18 protein-coding genes and 1 pseudogene are annotated in these 21,895 nt (G+C 70.2%); 11 read left to right on the forward strand and 8 right to left on the reverse strand.

The features are described 5' to 3' along the window. Positions 1-209: 209 nt before the first annotated feature. The 3 genes from ACFYR3_RS14995 to ACFYR3_RS15005 all read right to left on the reverse strand — a co-directional run bounded on the left by ACFYR3_RS14995 (position 210) and on the right by ACFYR3_RS15005 (position 5,113). Positions 210-2,498 (reverse strand): M4 family metallopeptidase, encoded by a 2,289-nt coding sequence (locus ACFYR3_RS14995; protein WP_355849046.1) that lies wholly within the window; start codon positions 2,496-2,498, stop codon positions 210-212. A 637-nt stretch (positions 2,499-3,135) separates the two neighbouring features. Continuing rightward, on the reverse strand, positions 3,136-4,698 hold the full coding sequence (locus ACFYR3_RS15000) for an MFS transporter (protein WP_389283202.1): 1,563 nt from the start codon (positions 4,696-4,698) through the stop codon (positions 3,136-3,138). Between the two features lie 241 nt (positions 4,699-4,939). Next, entirely contained in the window at positions 4,940-5,113 is a 174-nt protein-coding gene (locus ACFYR3_RS15005; RefSeq protein ID WP_355849040.1) for a CsbD family protein, read from the reverse strand. Positions 5,114-5,330: 217 nt separating this feature from the next. Here ACFYR3_RS15005 and ACFYR3_RS15010 point away from each other — a divergent pair. The 5 genes and pseudogenes from ACFYR3_RS15010 to ACFYR3_RS15030 form a co-directional block, all read left to right on the forward strand. Then, a pseudogene (locus tag ACFYR3_RS15010) lies at positions 5,331-5,816 on the forward strand (DUF5709 domain-containing protein); the annotation flags it as partial. Between the two features lie 634 nt (positions 5,817-6,450). Continuing rightward, positions 6,451-6,630: a CsbD family protein gene (locus ACFYR3_RS15015; RefSeq protein WP_355849035.1), complete on the forward strand. Its 180-nt coding sequence runs from the start codon at positions 6,451-6,453 to the stop codon at positions 6,628-6,630. A 2-nt stretch (positions 6,631-6,632) separates the two neighbouring features. Next, entirely contained in the window at positions 6,633-7,103 is a 471-nt protein-coding gene (locus ACFYR3_RS15020; protein WP_355849032.1) for a low affinity iron permease family protein, read from the forward strand. A gap of 330 nt (positions 7,104-7,433) precedes the next feature. Further along, a complete protein-coding gene (locus ACFYR3_RS15025) occupies positions 7,434-8,147 on the forward strand; it encodes a GvpL/GvpF family gas vesicle protein (RefSeq protein WP_355849029.1) in 714 nt (237 codons plus the stop codon). A gap of 12 nt (positions 8,148-8,159) precedes the next feature. After that, positions 8,160-8,492: a hypothetical protein gene (locus ACFYR3_RS15030; protein ID WP_355849026.1), complete on the forward strand. Its 333-nt coding sequence runs from the start codon at positions 8,160-8,162 to the stop codon at positions 8,490-8,492. Between the two features lie 24 nt (positions 8,493-8,516). Here ACFYR3_RS15030 and ACFYR3_RS15035 read toward each other — a convergent pair whose 3' ends face one another. The 3 genes from ACFYR3_RS15035 to ACFYR3_RS15045 all read right to left on the reverse strand — a co-directional run bounded on the left by ACFYR3_RS15035 (position 8,517) and on the right by ACFYR3_RS15045 (position 12,650). Next, on the reverse strand, positions 8,517-10,358 hold the full coding sequence (locus tag ACFYR3_RS15035; RefSeq protein ID WP_355849024.1) for an SPFH domain-containing protein: 1,842 nt from the start codon (positions 10,356-10,358) through the stop codon (positions 8,517-8,519). A gap of 5 nt (positions 10,359-10,363) precedes the next feature. Next, positions 10,364-11,869: a TIR domain-containing protein gene (locus tag ACFYR3_RS15040; RefSeq protein WP_389283206.1), complete on the reverse strand. Its 1,506-nt coding sequence runs from the start codon at positions 11,867-11,869 to the stop codon at positions 10,364-10,366. Between the two features lie 157 nt (positions 11,870-12,026). Further along, positions 12,027-12,650, reverse strand: coding sequence for a toll/interleukin-1 receptor domain-containing protein (locus tag ACFYR3_RS15045; RefSeq protein ID WP_389283208.1), 624 nt, complete (start codon positions 12,648-12,650; stop codon positions 12,027-12,029). A gap of 289 nt (positions 12,651-12,939) precedes the next feature. Between ACFYR3_RS15045 and ACFYR3_RS15050 the strand changes: the two genes are divergently transcribed. The 5 genes from ACFYR3_RS15050 (at position 12,940) to ACFYR3_RS15070 (ending at position 18,140) form a co-directional block, all read left to right on the forward strand. Beyond that, positions 12,940-14,589, forward strand: a complete 1,650-nt coding sequence (locus ACFYR3_RS15050; protein ID WP_389283210.1) for an alkaline phosphatase family protein — start codon at positions 12,940-12,942, stop codon at positions 14,587-14,589. 736 nt (positions 14,590-15,325) lie between these two features. Next, complete coding sequence (locus ACFYR3_RS15055) at positions 15,326-16,672, forward strand: GH25 family lysozyme (RefSeq protein ID WP_389283212.1); 1,347 nt, start codon at positions 15,326-15,328, stop codon at positions 16,670-16,672. After that, complete coding sequence (locus ACFYR3_RS15060) at positions 16,669-16,863, forward strand: hypothetical protein (RefSeq protein ID WP_355848998.1); 195 nt, start codon at positions 16,669-16,671, stop codon at positions 16,861-16,863. The genes ACFYR3_RS15055 and ACFYR3_RS15060 overlap by 4 nt, the downstream gene beginning before the upstream one ends. A gap of 26 nt (positions 16,864-16,889) precedes the next feature. Then, positions 16,890-17,309, forward strand: a complete 420-nt coding sequence (locus tag ACFYR3_RS15065) for a hypothetical protein (RefSeq protein ID WP_355848995.1) — start codon at positions 16,890-16,892, stop codon at positions 17,307-17,309. Positions 17,310-17,363: 54 nt separating this feature from the next. After that, a complete protein-coding gene (locus ACFYR3_RS15070) occupies positions 17,364-18,140 on the forward strand; it encodes a D-Ala-D-Ala carboxypeptidase family metallohydrolase (protein ID WP_355848993.1) in 777 nt (258 codons plus the stop codon). 69 nt (positions 18,141-18,209) lie between these two features. Here ACFYR3_RS15070 and ACFYR3_RS15075 read toward each other — a convergent pair whose 3' ends face one another. Then, on the reverse strand, positions 18,210-19,265 hold the full coding sequence (locus tag ACFYR3_RS15075) for a helix-turn-helix domain-containing protein (protein WP_389283215.1): 1,056 nt from the start codon (positions 19,263-19,265) through the stop codon (positions 18,210-18,212). A 423-nt stretch (positions 19,266-19,688) separates the two neighbouring features. On the opposite strand from ACFYR3_RS15075, the gene ACFYR3_RS15080 reads away from it, so the two are divergent. Beyond that, a complete protein-coding gene (locus ACFYR3_RS15080) occupies positions 19,689-20,846 on the forward strand; it encodes a hypothetical protein (RefSeq protein WP_355856891.1) in 1,158 nt (385 codons plus the stop codon). 350 nt (positions 20,847-21,196) lie between these two features. On the opposite strand, the gene ACFYR3_RS15085 is transcribed toward ACFYR3_RS15080, so the two are convergent. Continuing rightward, a complete protein-coding gene (locus ACFYR3_RS15085) occupies positions 21,197-21,802 on the reverse strand; it encodes a GPP34 family phosphoprotein (RefSeq protein WP_355856894.1) in 606 nt (201 codons plus the stop codon). Positions 21,803-21,895 lie beyond the last annotated feature (93 nt).

The following is a 21,895-nucleotide window of genomic DNA, read 5'->3' on the forward strand; positions in this document are numbered from 1 at the left end:
CGCGGGACACCCGGGCAGCCCGTCACGGAACCCGCGTTCGAGAAGACCACGAATCTCATGATCGAGGACAAACGGCCGAGGACGCACGGAAGCCGAGCGTCCGGGGGGCCTGCCGTCGCAACGGCGGGACGCCCGCGGGCACTCGGCACAAAACAGCAAGCCCGTCCGGCCCGCGAAGGCGGTCCGGACGGGCACGGGTCAGTCCTGCATCAGGGAGTGATCCGCCACTGCTGGATGTAGCCCACGTCGATCGACGCGAGGTCCTGGACACGCAGCTTCCAAGTACCCTCGACCGGCTGCGCCGAGGCGTCCACCGTGAACGTCTGGTCCACGTTGTCGGCCGAACCCCCGCTGCGGTTCAGCAGCGAGTACACGGTGCCGTCGGGGCCGACCAGATCGACCTTCAGATCACCGCGGTAGGTGTGGATGATGTTGACGTAGACCTCGGTGGTCGCCGAGGCGTTGCCGGGCCGGCCCGTGATCGTGATGGGCGACTCGACCGCCGCACCCAGGTCGGGGATGTCCACGCGGGTGCTGTTTGCGTAGATGTAGGCGATCCGCCACTGGAAGGCCACCGACACGGCCGCTCCGGTGCTGTCGGTCACCGTGACCGTCGTGTCGCTGGTCCCGATCGTGGTCGGGACCCCGGAGATCAGCCCGGTGTCACTGATGGCCAGACCGTCCGGCAGGCCGCCGGCCGCGTAGGTCAGGCTCGCGTCGGTGTTCGTGGTGTACGCGTTCACCTGGAGGGACACCTCCTGGCCGACCCCGGAGGTCTGGTCGGCCAGCGGGGCGACGTTGACACCGAGGGCGATACGGTCGCCGACGTTGATGCCCGCCCAGGCGTCCGCCACGGCGAGATAGGTGTCGCTGTAGGCCCCGAAGAGATCCGCCGCGGCCTGGAGCGTGGCGACCCTGGCACCGGCGTAGTTGGTCGTCGACGTCATGTACGTGGTCAGCGCGCGGTACCAGATCCGGGCCGCGTTCTCGATGCCGATGCCGGTCACCGGCAGGCCGTCATGGGTCGGACTGTCGTACGACACCCCGTTGACGGTCTTCGCACCGCTCCCCTCGGAGAGCAGGTAGAAGAAGTGGTTCGCGGGCCCCGAGGAGTAGTGGACGTCGATGCCGCCCAGCGAGGAGTCCCAGTAGTCGCGGGAGGAACCGTCCTTGGAGGGCTTGTCCATATAGCGCAGCGGTGTGCCGTTGCCGCGGATGTCGATCTTCTCGCCGACGAGGTAGTCGGGGACGTCGGCCGCGAGGTTCGCGTGGAACTCCACCGCCGCGGCGAAGATGTCCGACGTCGCTTCGTTGAGGCCGCCGGACTCTCCCGAGTACGTCAGATTCGCGGTGGCGCTGGTGACGCCGTGGCTCATCTCGTGGGCCGCCACGTCCAGCGCCGTCAGCGGCTTGGCGTTGTTCGAGCCGTCGCCGTAGGTCATGCAGAAGCAGCTGTCGGACCAGAAGGCGTTGACGTAGCTGTTTCCGTAGTGGGCCCGGCTGTAGGCGGCCACACCGTCGTTGCGGATGCCGTTGCGGCCGTAGACGTCCTTGTAGTAGTCCCAGGTCGCGGCCGCTCCGTACGCGACGTCGACGCCGGCGGTCTGCCGGTCGCTCTGGGTGCCGTCGCCCCAGACATCGTTGTCATCCGTATAGAGGGTTCCGGTGCCGGAGGTTCCCTGGTTGAGGTCGTAGGTGCGGTGGCCCGCACGGTCCGCGTCGACCAGTTGGTAGGCCGACTCGGACGGCGTGGTGGAGAGCGGCACCGTGCCCACGTACTGGCCCGTGCCCGTGCCGGTGTCCACGCCCTCGTACTGGGAGGCGACCTTGCCGGTGGCCGCGTCGGTGACGACGTGCAGCTCGCTCGGTGTGCCGTCGCGCTGGAAGCCCTCGATCACCGACTCCCAGGCCAGGACCGGGCGGGTGCCCGCGGCCCAGACGACGAGCCGGGGTGCCCCGTCGACCCGGGATCGCCCGACGGCCGCCTTCCTGCCCACCGTGAGGGCCTTCGCCGCGGCACCGGCGGCGGCGATCCTCGGCCTGGTGCTCGGCACGGTGATGGTGGCCCGACTGGCCTCGGACACGGTGCTCCGGCCGTTCTTCAGGTGCTCGACCAGGTCACCGCCGACCACCGGAAGTCCCGCGAAGGTGCGCTCGTACCGCGTGTGGGTCGTACCGTCCACGTCCTGGACGACGTCCTTGACGACCAGTTTCTCCCGCGCGCCGAGGCCGAGCCGCTTCGCGGTGGCACTCGCCGCCGCTCCGGCGCTACGAACGAGGGCGGTGCGCCTGGCGGGTGACAGCGGGACCTGGGCCGCGGCGGCCCGGGGCTTGGCGACGATCTTGGCGACGCTTCCGGCGGGGACGGGGTCCGCGGAGGCGGCGGACGCGAAGCCCGGCTGGACGGCCAGGGCCAGTAACGAGCTCGCGGCGGTGAGGGCGAGGGCAGCGGCGCGTCTGCGCCGACGGGCGGAAGGGTGTTGCCGGTTCAAGGTCATCTCCTTCTGCGGGGGGGGGTGGCCCGGGTGGAGACCCTGGGCGACCGGACCGAGGGGGTACGGCCGGTGCGCGGAGGGCTGGCTGGGAGGAGCGCCGCAGGAAGAGCCCGCACGAAAGCGCTCGCGGACTCGGCGGCGCGTGGATCGTGAGGGGGCGGATCATGAACGGGCGGATCGCGAAGGGGCGGATCGTGAGCGTGTGGATCGCGAGGGGGCGAATCGCGAGGAGCGCGGGCGCGCTGGTGGGGGATGAGGGGCGCGGGGGCGTGAACGAAGCGTGAACGGTCGACAGCAGAGTGACATCTCAGCGATGGTCTTGTCATGGAGGCGACAAGACATCGGCTTGAACTGACCATTGCCAACTGCGAGTTCATCACCTCGGTGAGACCATTTCGGCCCCTGTGAGGTGGCTGTGAACGCGACCGCCATCGCCGACTCGTACGGACCGGCGTCCGGACGCCTCGTGGCGGAGAAGGGTGCGCTCGGCGGACCGCCGGACGCTCAGTTGCTCAGTCACTCAGCTACTCGGTTACCCAGTTACCCAGTTACCCAGAGTCGCTCGGCTGCTCGGCCGGTTTCGGAGGAACCGCCCTCTGCGGACCTGGAGTCCGAGGACCGGTCCGCAGAGGACCGGCTCTCAGAGCTGACTCGCGTGGGTGTGGCCGTGGGACAGTTCGGGTGGGCAGGGCGGAGGCTGGGGCTTGCGGTCGCGCAGCCAGTCGTGAACGGCGAGGCCGAGGGCGCCGAGGATGAACACGATCCCGGAGCCTATGGCGATCACCAGGGCGGAGCGGTAGTCGTGACGGCCGGTGCCGAGCACCACGTAGAACAGCCCCGGCAGCGCGGCCGTACCGACGGCGCCGCCCAGCCGTTGGGCCGTCTGCAACGCGCCACCGGCCGCTCCCGCCATCCGCACCGGCACGTCCCGCAGCGTCATCGTGACGTTGGGCGAGATGACACAACCGCTGCCCAGACCGCCGACGAACAGGACGGGAGCCGCGAACCACACGGCGCTGTCGCCGGGAGCGAGGCGCAGGATCAGCACCGCTCCGCCCAGACCGACAGCGACGGCGGCGAGACCGCAGACGGTCAGCAGCCGGCCCAGCCGCTCCACCAGCCGTCCGGCCACCACGGCCGCCGCGGCCGAACCGATGGCGAAGGGGGTCACCGCGAGTCCCGAGCGCAGTGGGGAGTAGCCCTGACCGTTCTGGTAGTAGAGGGCGAACACCAGCCACACCCCGCTGAACCCCACGAAGTACAGGGCGGCGATGGCCGCTCCGGCGGCGTACCCCCGCGTGCTCGTCACCAGGCGGGGATCCAGGAGCGGCTGACCGCCGCCCGCGGCCAGGCGACGCTCCCACCGCGTGAAGGCCACGAGGAGGCCCAGCCCCACCGGGAAGAGCCACCACAGCTTCCGAGCGCCGCCGGACTCCGCGAGGACCAGCGGAAGCATCATCGCGAGCACTCCGCAGCCGAGCAGCAGGACACCCCGCAGGTCCAGCCGTTCCCGGCGGCCCGGAGCGACCTTGGGCAGCAGGCGCACGCCCAGCAGGAAGGCGACGGCTCCGACCGGTACGTTCACGTAGAAGATCCAGCGCCAGCCCTGGGGTCCGTCGGCGAGCATCAGGATCAGTCCGCCGATGACGGGGCCCACCGCGCTGGAGATGCCGACCGTGGCACCGAAGAGTCCGAAGGCCCGACCGCGCTCGGCTCCCCGGAACATCTGCTGGATGAGGGCGGAGTTCTGCGGTGCGAGGCAGCCGGCGGCCACCCCCTGCGCCAGTCGGGCCACGATGAGGAGCGTGATGGTCGGGGCGGCACCGGCCGCGGCACTGCACAGCACGAAGGCAGCGAGCGCCAGCAGGAAGATCCGCCGTCGGCCGATCGCGTCGCCCAGCCGTCCGGCCGTCACGAGAACCAGCGCGAAGGTGAGGGCGTAGCCGGAGACGACCCACTGGATGGACGGGGCGGTGGCGTGCAGGTCGCGCTGCATCGAGGGCAGGGCCACCGCGACGATGGTGACGTCGAGCAGGCTCATGAACCCGGCCACCAGGGTGACCCACAGAGCGCGCCACCGCCGCGGGTCGGCGCCCTCGGCCGCCCCTCGCGTCCTGTCCCCGCGTCCGCCTGCCTGCGTGTCCGGTGCCACGCCGGGGGCTCCTCTCCGCCGCTCACCACCATCTTCGGCCCGTGCGGGCATCCGGCAACACGAGGTCCTGTGCGGCTCACGCCCAGGAGGGGCAGAACCTCACGTGCAGCTCACCGCGCGAGGAGGGCGGGCGTCGTGGGGGTACACGTGACCGTGGCGGCGCATGACCGTGGCGGCGCATGACCGTGGCGGCGCATGACCGTGGCGGCGCATGACCGTGGGGCCCGTTCTCCGGAACGGGCCCCACGTCGTTAGGTCGGAACGACCGCACCGACTCCCTGAACGTGCGGGGTCAGGGCTTGAAGACGTCCTTCGTCTTCTCCTTGGCCTGTCGCGCGTCGCCCTTCGCCTTCTCGGCCCGGCCCTCGGCGGTCATCCGCTCGTTGCCGACGGCACGTCCGGCCGCTTCCTTCGTCTTGCCCTTGGCCTGCTCCATCTTGGCCTTGGCCTTCTCCTCGCCACCCACGATGTCTCACTTCCCCATCACGATCGACTTCGGGTGTCGGGTCATCGGGTGACCCGTCCAGCCCGCGCCAAACGTGGAGATCGAGGATCAGTACCCCGGGCCGATTGGTCACCCTCCGTGGTCGCGTGCGGCTCCGGCGTGCCGGAATGGGTGGGCTGGGCCAGCCTGGATACATGGGCCGATGACCCTTCGATCCGTCCGGAGGGTCACGCCCGTCTTGGGCAGCCAGAGCGAGGACGACGTCATGGGTGATGAGGTCTACCAGCCAGGAGGCCCCGATGTCCGCGAGGACGAAGGCATCCTCGACCCGGAGGACACCCTTGAGGTCCGGGGCTCGGATCCCTTCGACGAAGGGTGGTCGCCGCCCGAACGCCCGCTCGCGGTGGAACATCGAGGCACTACGGCGCGTGAGCAGCGCGAAGGGGAGACCCTGGACGAGAAGCTGGCCGAGGAACGGACGGATCCGGCCCTGGAGGAGCCCGACGAGAACGACGGCACGGGCGATATGGAGGGCGCCGAGGGCGAACTCCCGGACGACGAGGTGGGCCCGGACCCTGCGGACCGGATCCTGGCCCTCGACGAGGGCGCCCATCAGGACGCCGAGCACGACATGATCGCCGAGGACGTCGGCTCCGACGACGGCGGCCCCTCCGCTGAGGAGGAGTCAGCGGCCGGCCACCTGATTCCTGACGACGACATGCCGGAGCGCCTGCCGGACGAGGACGTGCGCCGACCCCCGGAGGACGAGGTCCGTCGACTGCGTTCCAAGACGGACACCGCTCCCTAGCGAGGATCGGGACGCGGGCAACGAGTAGGCACGGTCCCCGAGTTCGTACGAAGCCCGAGTTCGTACGGAGCCCAGGTGAGCGTACGAAGCCGAGGTGGACGTACGAAGCCGAGGTGACGGCTGGTCAGTCCTCGCCCCTGACGATGTTCCACTCGGGGACGAACCGGTCCGTGCGGGCCGTTCGGTCGGCCGTCGCCGGAACACAGGTCCGCGGACCACTCTTGCGCCGACGTCGCGCCATGGCCCATCCCGTTTCGGGTCGTGCGGTGATCCTGGTGCTGATGTCCGCGGTCACGGCGCTTCATCTTCCTTCTCTGCTCGGCCCCGGTTTCCTCTGTGTTCGGGCCCTGTCGGGTCCGGCCTCTCCTACGGCTCCGGGCTGTCAGTACCGGGTCCCCCTTGGTTCCGCGGGGAAACGCGGCCGTACGCCACGGGGCGTCGTACGTGGGCGGACATGCCGGTTTGCGGTGCCGTCCGCGAGGCCACACGGTGAGGAAGGAGACGTGGCCCGCCGGGTCGCGGCACGGAGCGCCCCGAGAGGACGGCGACCATGATGTTCAAGGGCAACGCGAAGGTGAAACAGGTCAAGGGCAAGGTGAAGGAGTCCGTCGGAAAGGCGTTGGGCGACACGTCGGTCCAAAGAGCGGGGCGCCGTGATCAACTGCGCGGCAAGGCCCAGGAGATGACGGAGAAGGCCACGGCGCGCGTCCACAAGTGGACCAACCACTGACCGTGACCTTTCAGCATCCCGCCGACCGCGGTGGCGACGCACGCGGCAGGTTCGAGCGGCTCGCCGAGTCCGGGTCGAGGTTCACCAGCTCGCCGGTCTTCTTCGCCTTCTGCGTCGGGCTGGTGTCCCTCGCTGTCGCCGCGCACATCGCGGGGCTCGCCGTGCAATGGCTCCTTCTCGTCGGCGAGGCGATGACCGCGGTGACGCTGCTGCTCCTCGCCTTGCTGAAGAACTCCGAACTCCGGTCCGAGCCGGCGATCCAGCGCAAGCTGGACGCCATCGCGGCGGCGCTGCTGGAAGCGCAGGAAGGCGCACCCGGCAAGGCGCACGAGGACCTCAGGAGGGTGATCCGCATGGAGGACGAGACCTGGCGAACGCATGACCCGGCGGCTCACGTACCACCCAGCCGGGCAGTGCCCGCTCTGAGTGTTCCCGTCGGATCACGCGGCCCGCGACTCCCCCGGGCCGCATGATCCGACGGAGGTGCCTCATCGGTGACCTCTGCCACCCCTGCTCACCCGATGCAACAAATGCCCCCTATATGATGGTATTAGCCCTTTTCGATACCGGCGACGGATGCCGCCCACACGTGGGGCAGACCGACCGGCGCGGAGGCGTCACGACCGGTGAAAGGAGGCGCCATGTCACCGAAGCGCTCCGGGGAGTGACGGGCAACGGGGCTGCGACGAAGAGGCGGACGAGGGAGAAGTGGGGACGAGGAGGAGACGGTCGAGCGAGGGCGGAGACCGGCCCGACGCTCCTCCCAGCGGGAGAGCAGCGCGTCTCACGCGGAGGAGTGAGCCATGGCCGTATACGTCTACTCGATCACCTTCAAGGACCATCCACTACGCCTCGACGGTCTCGACGGCGTCGGCCCATCTCCCGCCCGGCTGCGAACGGTGAGCGCGGGCCCGCTCCGCGCGGTGGTGAGTGATGTGCCGGAGGAACCGCCCCTCGAACAACGGGACATCGGCGCGCATCAGGAGGTCCAGAAGCGGCTCATGACGGACGGCACCGTTCTGCCACTGAAGTTCGGCTACACCACCCCGGACGACGAAGCGGTCCGGCTGGCGCTGGAGGCGCGGGCGGACGAATTCGCCGACAGGCTGGGCCAGTTGGAAGGTTGTGTCGAGTACAACCTGAAGGCGTCGCAGGACGAGGAGATGCTGCTGCGGGAGATCTTCTCGGAGTCGGAGGTGGCCCGACGGCTCGACGACCAGGTCCGCGAAGGCACGGCGGCCCCGGACGCACCCCCGCGTCTGGGTGAACTGGTCGCCGTGGAAACGCGGGCACGGCAGGAGGCCTTGGCGTCGGGAGTGATCGAGGCGCTCCGCGCGTTCGCCCGGGAGATCCACTCCACCCAGCCGGACGGAACGGACTTCCTCAGCGTCTCCTTCCTGGTGAGCGAGGAGCAGGACGAGCTGTTCCTCGCAACGGAGTTGAGCCTCGCCCACCAGATGGGCGAGGGCTTCGACTTCCGGCTCGACGGTCCGCTCCCTCCGTACAGCTTCAGCTGACAGAACCACCACGTGTACCGCTGGAGCCGAGGCCCCGAAGTACGGCTCCTGGCCCACGAGTTCACGCGTCGCCAGGACGGCGACGACGGTGACGGAACGGCCTGGAACCTCGCCGTCGCCGACACCGGCGGACAGCGCATCGCCACCCGCCACCTGCGCCCCCGGAACGCGGCCGCACCGGACCTGCCCGCCGCCCGGATCCGAGCGGCTCTCTGCCTACCCGGGACAGCACGGCGCAGCGTCGTAGCACCCCTGCTGAACGGGTCGGCGAGCCTGCGGGCCCTCGGACCTCGACCGCTCACCCGGTCGGGGGATCGGGGAGGCTGGAACTCCGGCGCCCGATGACGGTTCCGAGACGGTCGTCGTCGGCTACTCCTCGTCGTGCCCGTCGTCCGCGTCCGCGCCCAGATCGTCGTACTCGACCCCATCGGTGTCCGCGTCGATCGTGTCCGTGCCGTCCTCGGTCAATTCCCTCCGCTTCGGGGCGGCCACGATCTCCTGGCCCGTGCGCAGCTCGCGCAGCCGGGCGAGCAGGTCCTGCATGGTGGTCATCGGGAGGGCCTGGACGAGTGCCGAGATGTCGCCGCCGCCGATGTACTCCGGGACGTCGAACTTGGCGAACTCCCGCACGATGCGGATCATCGACACGTTGTCGGGGCCCAGCAGGGCCACCTCCGCCTTGAGGTCGAGGGCGACCCGCCGGGATTCCTGCCGGGCGCGGTACTTGTCGATCAGATCCTCCAGTTTGGCGTTCTGCAGGCTCACGCCGAGGTTTTCTCCGCGCATCTCCTCGTAGAACTTCTCCTTGAGGCGTTCCAGGAGGACCGGGTCCGTGGGGGTGAAGCTGCCGAGGGTGGTGCCCAGCATGCCGAGTTCCCACTTCTCCAGCGCGTGCATGACCCGGTCGGTGAGTTCCTTGCGGACGTCGTGGTAGCTGGCGAGGAAGTCGAGCACCGAGCTGGTCGTGGCGATCTCGGCGAAGTATCCGGCGACGGCGAGGCCGAGGACGTCCCGCACGAAGCGCTTCATGGGGGCCCGGTCGTTCACGAGGCCGCCCAGGTCGGAGTCGCGGTCGTTGCCGAACTGGCTGACCAGCTTCGGTGCCACGCGCGGCGGGATCTGCAGGTTCTGCGAGAGCGTCACCGCCAGGTCGAAGCCCTGGACGTTGACGACGATCTGCCCGAGGTCCGCGTCGTAGTTGTCGGTCTCGGCGCCCTGTTTGTTGTGCCAGGTGAGGATCAGAACCCGGGTGGGGATCAGCATCACGCGGACGAACCAGGGATTGAGGGCGTACGTGGTGCCCTGGCCCAGCGTCTCCGCCTGGATACCGCGCTGTCCTTGTTTCGCCAGGAAGTCCCAGGGCCGACGGAAGCTGCTGTGGCCCGGCACCCGCGGGGCCACCGCGCCGGACTCGTCGTCCTGCGGGGGTTCGGTCCCGTCCAGGGTGACGACCACTCCGGCGTACCCCTCGTTGATGGCGATCTCCCGGAGGTGGGCCTTGGCCAGTCCCTCGCTCGAATCGGCCACGTTGTCGACCGTGATGACCTCGAACAGGGCCGGGTTGATGGCGTACGAGGTCCCGCCGCCGAGAATGGCCAGTTGTTTGCCCTGCTCGCCGCCGCCGGACAGGAAGGCCTGGCCGTCCTGGAAGCTGTCGCACTCGACATGACGGCCGAACCGCTGGTCCGGCGGCCGTACGGCCCCTGCCTTGGCCTGGACCAGACCGATCGTGCCCGCCGGCACCTGAATGCGTGGGCGCATCTCGACTTCGAAGAGCCGGGTGTTGAGGTAGTACGACTGACCGCCGGCCAGCATCGTCACCTGGACACCCTGTTCACCGCCGCCGCGCAGGAAGGCCTGACCGTCCCGGAAGCTGTTGCACTCGACATGGCGGCCCAGCATGCGCCCGTCGGTGCGGTCCCTGCCCTCCGTCGCTGTGACCAGGCCGATCATCCCCGCCGGAACATGCACACGAGGGACGTACTCGACGGTGTGCAGCACCGGCGCCCGCCAGTGGAACCCGCCCGGGAGCAGGGTGCGCGCGTGCACACCCTTCGCGCTGTCGGGATTGATCTCGTTGAACGCGGGATCGTCGTGCGAGCGGCCGAAACGGCGGGTGACGATGCCGACATGATCGGCGGGCACCAGCACGCGTCCCGCCCAGCCGGCCCACCCGGCGGCTCCCAGCAGGAGTAAGAACACAATCAGCATCAACATCATCGGGCAGCCTTCCACTCGCGCAGCCGTGCGTGCACAGCGAGCACGGTTGAGCTCCAACGGTCGTACCAGTCGGGGTCGTTCTCGTGTCCGGGGTCCCGGAGGGTCGGAAAGAATCCGGGGAGCCGGAGCGGGCCGGGCTCCGAGTCGACCCCGGGTCCGCCCTGTTCGCCGACGGGTGCGGACCGCCGTACGAAGTCGCGGTAGAGCCGGGGTACCGGGTCCTCGGGCGCGTCGCGCCAGCCCAGGGCCCTGCCCAACTCGGTGAAGCGCGGGGGGCGTCGGCCCCGGGCGGGGGCCCGCGCCAGCTGTCGGCCGAAGCCCTGGCGGCCGCCGGAGCGGGCGGTCCACAGCGCGTCGATGCCGGCCAACAGGTTCAACGGGACGCCGATGGCGTGCCGTTCGCGCAGCCAGCCCTCCGTGAGCCGGCCCGCCGCCTCCAGGACGAGCCGCGTGGTGAGCAGGTCCGCGTGCTCGTACTCGTCCTCGGCGAGATGGGCGCGCAGCCTTTCGAGCCCGGCGGACGCCGTCATGGCAGGCACCGGGTCCCCCGCGCCGCCGGGCACGCGGCGCGCCGCCTCGGGAAGCCGCACGGGGCGGTTCTCCCTGACGTCCTCATACAGTCGGCGCAGCAGGTCGAGTCGCGCCGCGTCGAGCAGGGCTCCGTCGCGGGCGTCCACGTACCAGGTGGCGGCCAGGTGGTAGTTGACGTCACCGTCCAGCAGTACGGGCACGAAGGGCCGCCCGTGCACCTGGCCCTCCAGGATCATGCGGGTGACGTCGTCGGAGTCCTGCGATCGGGGAGTCATGACCACAACGACCGCGACCGCGTACCGGAGTTGCTGTCTGATCGTCCAGAAGTGGCCGTCGCCGGGCCGGAGATCCTCCGTCGACCACACCGGCAGCCCGGCCACGAGCAGTTGTCGGGCCAGCCGAGCGCCGTACACGGCATCGCCCGGGGCGTAGCAGACGACGAAGGCGGGACGGGGCGGAGGCGTGACCGGCCGGGGCGCAGTGGGGTGGGTGGCGCGGAGGGTGTCCGGGGAAGGAGTGCCGTCCGTCGGGGCGGGGCGGTCCCCGATGACGGCGGCGAGCTCGGCGGCCTTCAGCGTGAACTCCCGGCCGGTGGCGTCGCTGAAGTCCCGCCAGACACGGTGGGCGGCGAACGGGGGTGCGGGCACATGCCCGATAAGCACCGGGATGAAGCGCAGGCCGCTCGAGGCGGCCTCGGTGGCCAGCACGGCGTACTCGTCCATGGCGCGCGCGTCGCGCATGGACGCCGGGCTGATCACGGCGATGCCGTGGGCGGAGGCGCGCAGGGCGGCCTCCACTCGGTGGAGGACGACATCGCCCGGCTCGATGCTCCACTGCTCGAGAAAGGGCGACAGCCCGTGCCCGGCCAGCTGCTCGGCCAGGGTCCTGGCCCAGGCCGCGTCGTCGGCGGCGTAGGAGAGGAACACGTCGTAGGACGGGGGCAATTCGCCGGAGAGCGACACATGGTTCATCCGCGCGGACCTCCTCGACCGACCGCTGGACTCCTGGGTGCGCGGCAGAACCGAACTGTCCGCTGCGGGCGACCAAAGTACGGGCGGAATACCCCTCTCCGGCCGGCCTTCGCGTAACTGGTCCCCTACACGCATCCACTGGGGTAGGAGGAAGTCCTTACGCGTCCGGCACGCGGCGCCGTCCACGCACGATCCGCACCAGCCGCCCGACCTCGGCGTCGTACCGGGCGGAGCCGGGCGCACGCAGGTCCACCGGCTGGCGGACGGCGGCGAACGCCGGGAGCGTGACATCGTCGACCGGCGCCGGCACGAAGCGGAGGTCGCCCTGGTGCGCGCGCTGGAGGAGCGCCGCGTACTCGTCGGCGATCCTGGCGTCGTCCATGGTCGTACGCCCGAAGAGGAGTACCCCCAACGCGGCTCCGTCCAGAGCCCGTTCGGCCTCCATGAGCGGGATCAGCCCCGGCTCGACCCACCGCACCAGGAACACCGACGCGTCCACTTCCCGCAGGCACCCCGCCAGCCGTTCCGCCGCGTCGCTCTCCGTGTCCGCGTACGACACGAAGACGTCGTACGTTCCTTGCCCGCCGGAGCGGTCGTCCCCAGGGTGGGCCGCCGATCCACCGGTCGGTTCCGCCGACGGCTCCGCCACCGGTTCCCCCTCGGGCCGACCGGCGTGCCGTCGTCGAATCAGATGCCGAACACCGAGGTAACCGAAGTACGTTGACGCCAGCGTGGTCACCAGCCCGACGACCGTCGCCACTTCGCCGATGATCGCGTCCATGGGGGAATTCTAGGAGGACAAGGCTCAGAATAGGGGGAGTTGCACCGCACAGACCGGCACGGCTCCGCCCGCATCGGGCCGCAGAGTCGTTTCCCTTCGCCTGCGGCCCGGTTGAGAACCAGTCCAGGGCCACGGACGATCCTCCTTCCTGGCGAAATCCAGACCCTGCTTGGCCAAGACCCGACCCCTCATTCCGTGTGCGTTCACACATGCGCCGTTTCCGGTACACAGGGCGCGACTCTGATGGTTCCGGCATTCGCAGCTCACTCTGAACACCCGGGAGACCTCTATGTCCAGACGCTACGTCAGGCAGGCAGCCCTCCTCACCGCCACCGGGGTACTGGCCGGCACGATGGTCGCCCAACCCTCCGCCTTCGCCGCCTCCCACCGGCGCGCCCTCGCCCGGCACGTCCTGCTGATCTCGGTCGACGGGCTGCACCAGTCGGACCTGGCCTGGTACGTCGCCCGGCACCCGGAGTCCGCGCTGGCGCGGCTGGTCGGCGGTGGCGTGGAGTACACCCACGCCAAGACCACTACGCCGTCCGACTCCTTCCCCGGCATGGTCGCCCAGGCGACCGGCGGCGGCCCCGGCACCACCGGCGTCTACTACGACGACACCTACAACGCCGCGCTGCTCCCGGCCGGAACCACGACCTGCAAGGGCGCCGAGCCCGGTGTCGAGGTGGACCTCACGGAGGACCTGGACAAGAACCAGGCCTCCATCGACGCCGGACAGGGCCTCACCGGTCTGCCGGACAGCATCCTGTCGATGACCGGCGACCCGACGAGCCTGATCGACTCCTCGAAGCTGCCGGTCAGTCCCAGGACCTGCGAGCCGGTCTACCCGCACTCGTACCTCAAGGTGAACACCGTCTTCGAGGTCGCCCGCGACGCGGGACTGCGCACCGCGTGGTCGGACAAGCACGCGGCGTACGAGATCCTCAACGGGCCCTCGGGCACGGGCATCCAGGACCTGTTCACGCCCGAGATCAACAGTGACGCCCTCGGCTACCCGGCCGGGAACGACTGGACCAAGGACAACCAGGCCACCGAGCAGTACGACGGCTACAAGGTGAAGGCCGTCCTCAACGAGATCGACGGCTACGACCACAGCCGAACCCACAAGGTCGGCACCCCGGCGATCTTCGGCCTCAACTTCCAGTCGGTCTCCACCTCGCAGAAACTGCCCACCTCCGACGGCCTCGAGGGCGGCTACACCGCCAAGAACGTGCCCGGACCGCTGCTGGCGAAGAACCTGGACTTCGTCGACGCCCGGATCGGCGCCATGACTTCCGAGATCGCCGAGCGGCACCTGACCGGCAGCACCACGATCATCCTGTCCGCCAAGCACGGCCAGTCGCCCGCCGACCCCGCCGCGCTCACCCGGATCGACGACGGCCCGCTGCTGGACGGCCTCAACGCCGCCTGGAGGAAGCTCCACCCCGCCGCCGGCAACCTGGTCGCGCACAGCGTGGACGACGACGCGATGCTGCTCTGGCTGACCGACCGCTCCAAGGCCGCCACGGAGTTCGCCAAGACCTACCTGCTCGCCCGGAGCGGCACCGGTACCGACATCAACGCCGCGCCCAAGGCCTTCACCCGCGGCGGGCTCAGCAAGGTCTACGCCGGGAGCGCCGTGGCCCGCTTCTTCCACGTCGAGGCCGGCGACGCCCGGGTCCCGGACCTCTTCGGCCTCGCGCAGTACGGCGTCGTCTACACCGGCGGCACGAAGAAGATCGCCGAGCACGGCGGTGCCCACTCTGACGACCTCGACGTCCCGCTGATCGTGTCCGGCGCCTCGGTTCCGGACGGCGTACGCGACTCCACGGGCGTGCGGACGACACAGATCGCACCCACGATCCTGAGCCTGCTCGGTCTCGACCCCCGCTCCCTGAAGGCCGTACGCGAGGAGCACACCACCACGCTGCCGGTCCGCTGACCCGTTTCGGTGCGCACCCGGCCGCACGTGGGCCTCGCACGGCGGCCGACCACGGCGGGCGAGACCGTCACCGTCGCCTCGCGCCGCCGCCGGGCGCCACAGCTATGGGACGCGAACGGCTGCGGTGGCACGCGCTGGACGCCACCGCGCCCGAGACGTGCGCCCGGCTCATGGACCGGGTGAGGCCGCGCCCCCTCGTCCTCGTGCATGGCCCGTCGGCCGTCACCCGGGGCGATGAACACCGGCGCGATGTCGTGGCCTTGTACGGGGCCAACCCGGGCGATCCGCAAGGGTGTCGCCCCTGTCCTGGGCGTCGGCAGGGCCGGCTTGCGCATCTGGCTACTACGGGACGCCGTGTGGTCCGCCCGCGTACCCCATGTGTTCCGCAGCCGTTGACACACGAGGAGCCGCCGATGATTGGGGCCCGGGTGCGCTGCGAGCACACCGCGTTGCGATGGACCCACCACCGAGCCACTGGCGCACCGCGCGTCGGCCCAGACACCAACAGGCAAGGCCGCACGGGGCTCGGCCAAGGCGCCCGTCGGCCTCCGCAGTGAGCTCCAGCTCCGCCGTCCGTATCCCATTCCCATCCCAGCGATGACGCGTCCCCGCAGGTCACAGGCGTGCGACTGTCCCAGCGTCCCGATCCGGAGCAAGAGGATCCGCCTCGGAACAACCGCTGCCAGGATGATCAGCGGCCGGGGTTCCCGGCCACTGATCAGAGGGGGAACACGAGATGGGACGAAGGACGCTTCTGCGGGGTCTGACCCTCGCCGTGGCAGCGGTGCTGCCCCTGTACGGGCCCGCGGCGGTGCAGGCGGCTGGGTCCGCAGCCCCTGCGGTCGCGGTCTGTGGGCACACGAGCGCACAGCCCACGCTGCAGCAGGGATCGACAGGGGACGCGACGGTCGAGGCGCAGTGCGAACTCGATCTGGCGACGAAGCCGAGCCGGTACACGCCGATCGCGGCGGACGGCTCGTTCGGGGCCGGAACGGAGACGCGCGTCAAGGAGTTCCAGCGGTGTGCCGGGCTGGGCGTGGACGGTGTCCTCGGCCCGCAGACCTGGGCGGCGCTGAACACCTGGGCCGCGCAACCGCACACCTGCGCGACCAAGGGCACGTCGAGCACGGCGCAGGCGACCGTGTGCGGCCATACCGACGCGCGCCCGACGCTGCAACAGGGCGCGAAGGGCACTGAAGTCAAGGAATTGCAGTGCCGTCTGAACCTGGCCATGGAGCCGTCCCACTATCCACCGCTGACGATCGACGGCGACTTCGGGGGCGGGACCGAGGACCGGGTCATCGAGCTCCAGAACTGTGCCAACCTCAGTGCCGACGGCGCGGTGGGACCGAACACGTGGGCGAAATTGGTGGACTGGTCCAGTCGTAACACGTACTGCACGCCACCCCACCCCGCCGGCTACCCGATCGACGGCCTGGACACGGCGAAGTACCAGCACCCCGGCGGCGCGCCGATCGACTGGAAGGCCGTACGGGCCTCGGGTGCCGAGTTCGCGACCGTCAAGGCCACCCGGGGCCTGAACGTCACCGACGAATACCTCGCCACCGATCTCGAGGCGGCCTGGGCTGCGGGGCTGGCCGTCTCGCCGTACCACTTCTACACGGGTACGGCGGCCGACACGGGTGCCGCGCAGGCCGACCGGTTCATCGCCGCGGTGCGGGCGACCGGCTACACCGGGCAGCGGGCGGGCGACCTGCCGCCGATCTTCGATCTGGAGCGCATGGACGACGGCAGCGGACGCTGTCCCACCTACGGCACGGTGGCCGACGCCAAGGCCTGGCTCGACCGGGTGGAGAACGCCTTCGGCCGCGTTCCGATCATCTACACCCAGAAGTCCTTCCTGGACGACTGCCTGGGTTCGACCACCGCCTTCGCACGGTATCCGCTGCAACTCGCGGACTACCGCACGTCGATCACCCAGCCGCCGCTGCCGAACGGCTCGACGACCTGGACGATGTGGCAGTACACCGACGCCGCGCTCTTCCCCGGCATCCAGGCACCGGCGACCGGGGACGTGTTCAACGGGACCCAGGCCGATCTGGACCGCCTCGCCAACCGGTGATCCCGGCCGTACCGAGGAGGATCCCCACGGCCGACCGGTTCGCACGCGCGTCCCTCGTCGCCCCGGGGTTCACCGTTCCGGCGCCCGCCTCGGCCACCACCGCAACCGACGTCCTGGACGGCACCACGTTCACGGTGCCCAACGGCGTTGACCTGGAAGGCAGTTCCGCCACCACGCTGATCGCCTTCTGACCCCCCTCACCCGAACGGAGACCACCATGATCAGAAGCAGGGCGTTCGCCTCGGCTCTGTTCACCGCGGCCGCGCTGCTGGGAGTGGGCGTCGCGCCCGCCTCCGCGCAGCCCTCGGCCGCCGCGGTCAGCTGCTACGGCGGCGCCAAGACCCTGACGTACCACTACTCGACGGCCGCCGTGGAGTACGGCACCTACACCACGTCCTCGCGGTGCGGTGACATCAACATCCGGCTCAGCGCGAACACGCCGGACGGGGCGTACCTGGACGCCTGTGTGGTGTTCGTCGACCACACCGACAAGTGCAACAACGGCAACGCCTACACCACCCACGGCACCGAGTGGGCGACCGTCGCCACCGACGTCAAGGACGGCACCCACTTCGTTCTGCGCGTGCGCCCTTACGACATCGACGCGCAGAACGTGACGTTCCAGCTCGCCTACTGACCCTCTTTTCTCACCACGTTCCGATTTTCGCACCACCGTTCCGAAAGGACGACGATGACTTTCTTCCGCCCCGCCGAGGGCCGCTCCTTCGGCAGCCGCTCCGTCGACCGCCGCACGATGCTGCGCGGCACGCTGGCCGTCGGCGCCGGCGTCGCGTTCGGTCAGGTTCTGTCCTCGGGTGTCGCACAGGCCTATTCGTGGTCGCGCACACTGAACCAGGGCGACACCGGCGCCGACGTGACCGAGCTGCAGATCAGGGTCGCGGGCTGGGCGGCGGACAGCGCCGGCCAGAGCCGGGTCGGCGTCGACGGCGACTTCGGCCCCGGCACGGCCGCGGCCGTGAAGCGATTCCAGGCGGCGTACGGTCTCACCGCCGACGCCAGCGTCGGACCCAACACCCAGGCGAAGCTCAACGCGCTGGAGCAGTCGGACGGCTCCACGGCCCACTTCAACTGGAGTGAGTTCGAGGACCAGTCGACCGGCAACTTCAACGGCGGCAAGCTGAGCGCGGCGCAGGTGAAGGAGAACGCCCGCCGCTGCATGTACAAGCTGGAGGCGCTGCGCAAGAAGCTGGGCGACAAGCCGATCACGGTCAACTCCGGCTTCCGCAGCATCGCGCACAACGCCGACATCGGCGGGGCCAGCGACAGCATGCACCTGTACGGCACCGCGGCCGATCTCGATGTGCCGGGCGTGGCCACCAAGACCGTCTACCAGAAGGCGGAGACCTGCGGGTTCTCCGGACTGGAGACGTACACCGTCGACCACCAGCACGTCGACAGCAGGGCCGACCTCGGCCGCGACTGGTGGTGGGAGGACGGCACGGTCTGACACAGCCCCGGCTGATCCGGAGCCGGAAGTCCCGGGTACCGCGGCGGCGGTACCCGGGACTTCCGGGCTTCAGTTCTTCGGATCGTCCTTCAGCGCCGCCTCGCAGGAGGGCCAGTCGTGGAAGTCGTGCCGGGCGCTCCACAGCCGGTGGGCCGCCTGGATGTTCCACTCCGGGTCGAACGCCCTCAGCGGTGTGCCGTCGAGCTCCCGCAGGCGGGCGTCGGAGATCTGGAACACGCCCCAGTTGCGGCTGCCGTTGGTGTTGGGCAGCGTCCACAGCGGGTCGAAGAACGAGGCGCAGTGGGCGATTGCCACGGCGGTGCGGGGATCCTCGACGAACACCTCACGGATCCGCTTCGCCACCCTGTCCGGTGACCAGGTCGCCATGCTCACCTTCTGCGCGTAGAGCGCCTTCTTGGTGGGCTCGTCGACCACGTTGTTGGCCGGCATACCCGCCAGCACCTGGAACGCGGTCAGTCTGCGCAGGGTCTCCGGCCCGAAGTCCCCGTCGACGGCGAGCGTGCCCTTGGCCCGCACCAGCAGTCTCTGGACCTCACGGACGCACTCGTCGTGCTGTCCCATGCTCACCGACTTGCAGGCGTCGGAGTACAGCAGCCCGTCGTCGGCCCGCTGCGAGGCATCGGCGGGCATCCACACGAAACCGGCCACCAGCACCACCACGACCACGGCGGCCAGCATCGCGAGACGGGACGACAGCTTCTCGGTCACCCGGAACCGCCGCGGCTTCTCGGCCTCGTCGGGGTTGATCTCCGGCGGGATGGCGTCGTCCGGTCCGGGGCTCGCCTGCGCGGGCGCGGCAGGACCGTCCGGGTTCGGTTCCGGGACATCCTCCGAGGTCACGGCCGTCGGTACGTCACGGTCGGTGTCCGCCATCGCCCACAGCCGGTGGAGTTCACGGAGCTCCTCCGTACTGGCGCCGCACACCTTGGCGAAGGAATGCACCACCCGGTAGTCCGTCGGAACGCTGAGGCCGGAGCAGTACCGATGCAGACTGGAGCCACTGACGCCCGCCTCCTTGCCGAGGCGGTCGTAGCCCCGGCCACTGCGGTCCTTCAGCATCCGTAGACCAGCGGCGAACTTTTCGGTTTGCGGAGAGGCAACCACACATCCACCCTTGCTCAAGCCCCTACTGACGGGTAGAAGCTACACCGCGGGAAGGAATGTGTGCGCCCTTTCAGTGCCTGGGCGCAACAGCCAACACCGTTTCCAGCGACGGTATCTGAAAGAGTGTCAACCAGCTCCGCGTCCTCGCGGGTCCGCGCCCTTCCCCAGGGCGGGCGCTCGCCGTCGCCGGCCGGCACACGCACGTCGGGAACCCTGCCGCCCGGACCATCCAGGCGAGCCGTCCCGGTGATCGGCGGCCCGCTCGCATTCTTCGCGATGACCGCAATACGGCCGTTCGTCAACGAAATGCACATAGTCACCCGATGGCGGAGGTCCGTGATCCCGAGGGGCCTCGGCTCCCGACTTTTGGCCAAAGGCGACCATACTGGGAAGGCACACCGCACCCCACCAGCAAAGTGACTCATGCCGAAGTCCTCCACAGACCGTCCCACCGCCCCGGAAACTGTCTGGCTGGCCGCCGGGCGCCATACCGGCCCCGCCCCGCAGTCGGCTCTCCGGGAGCACCTGCGGGAACTCAAGAACAGCGAAAGCATCCAGGACTTCCTGGAGACCGAGAACGCCTCGACGCCGGACGCCCACGTCTTCGAGGCGCGCTGGTTCGTCGACGACGACGTCACTGTGCGGGCGCGCCTCGCCACCGACGGACGTGAGCAGGTGGACGGCGACCGGCGCTGGACGCTGGCGGCCGAGGCGGAACAGCCCTGGGATCCCGGATGGCCCTCCCCTGCCGCCCTGCTCTGGCCCGAGCGCAGCGATCTCTCCTGGGACCGTGACGCCGCGGCCGGGCTGCGGCTCCAGGACATCAACCTGCTGCCGAAGGACGACGCGGCACTGCGCCGTCTGCTCAAGGACACCGCCCGGCACAGCTGGAGCATCAACGTCGTCGTGCACGAGGCCATGACGCCCGACGCCGACGGCCGCCTCCCACTGACCCGGCTGCTGCCGCCCGCCCTGCGGCATCGCGTCGTGGAACACCGCGCCACGCCGGAGCAGTTCCACGCGGTCAACTGGGCGCTCGGCGACCTCGGGACGTCCGTGCCGCGTGGCGGGGCCGTCATTCTGTCCGGCACACCCGCCCGGCTCGGGTTCGACGAGCAGGCCTTCAGGGTGCGCAGTGTCTTCCTCGACGGCTCGGAACCGACGGAACTCCTCGACAAGGTCGTACAGTTCGCGGCTCTGCCCTGGCCGCTGCCGGACGACGCGGCGGCGGTCCTCACCGCGCTCCGCGAGGACTGGCATCTGCTGACCCTCGAAGAGGAACTCGCCCACGCGCGCGCCCTGGTGGCCTCGTACTCCGAAGCCCTCGACGCCATGACCAAGTCGCGCGACCTGTACCGCGAGGCGACCGAACTCGCCCACGCGGCGCTCGCCGACATGGCCGAGTACCGCGACGCGGCGTCCGCCGTGCGGGGCTCCGCGCAGGGACCGGACAAGCACCCTCTGACGAAGACGCTTCAGCGCGTCACGGACTCGTGGCTGTCCCGGCGGGGGCCACGCGTCGACGCCCACCTCCAGGAGGCACGCGAGAGCGAGGAGCGGGCCCGCGAGGCTTCCGGATGACCACCACGCGGAGGAAACGGCGCGTCCGCCGATCCGAACCCGCGCCTCACCGACTCGCGACCGGCCTTCGTACCGTCCGCCCCGGCCTCGTACCGGCGGGCCCGTCCCTCGTAGCGGCGGGCCCATCCCTCGTAGCGGCGGGCCCGTCCCTCGTACGATCGGAGCGGCCCTCGTGCCATCGCCCCGGCCGCGCGTACCGCGTCGGACGCGCCCCACTCGCGGGCTTCCGTCAAACGCCCCGCGCGGTTTTTTTTCCGTCCGGTGCCCCGCGCGGGTTTCCGTCCGGTGCCCCGCGCGGGTTTCCGCCGGGCGCCCTGCGCGGGTTTCCGCCGGGCGCCCCGCGCGGTCTGTCAGGCGCCCCGCCAGATGTTGGCGAACGCCGCGTTCTCGATGGCCCGGCGTTGGCGGACGGCTTCCAGTTCCATCACCGCGTCGTGCACTGCGACCAGGACCGTCGTCACCGCCTCGTCCTCGACGGCCGGGCTGTCCTCGGTCTGCTCGGCGGGGATCCCGACCACCGCGGCGAGGGCGGCGAGGACGGGCTCGTCCGCGGCCCAGCGGTGCATCGCCCGGCTGCGGGCCGGTGAGTCCACCAACTCCATACGGTTGGCGCCGAACGGCAGACGGCCCCGCCGCTGCCGGGTGAGCTGGCCCGCCTGTTCGAGATCGCTCTGATAGGCCGCCGACAGGTCGCGGCCTCTGCGCCACAACCAGTCCTCGACCCGCTCGTACGGGACCTGCCGCACGATCGAGGACGCCGCCTCACCCAGAAGACGGTCGTCCGTCGCCGGCTGTCTCGCCGGCACCATCCGGTCACCGTCCAGTGTGATGACCTCACCGGCGACGAGATCGATCACCTCGGCGCCGGCAAGGGCGAGCGACAGGTCGCCCTGCCCCACAGGACGTTCCGGCTCCTTGTCCATCGTGATGATGAACAAGTCCCTGGCCGTGGTCACGAACGGCTCCCTTCGGAGTATTTCGCCCGGCGCGACCGTCACGCATCGGATCCAACGCATCCACCGCACCACTGTCCACGGCCGATCCGGTCG

Source organism: Streptomyces sp. NPDC005784 (assembly GCF_042871525.1).
Classification (GTDB): domain Bacteria; phylum Actinomycetota; class Actinomycetes; order Streptomycetales; family Streptomycetaceae; genus Streptomyces.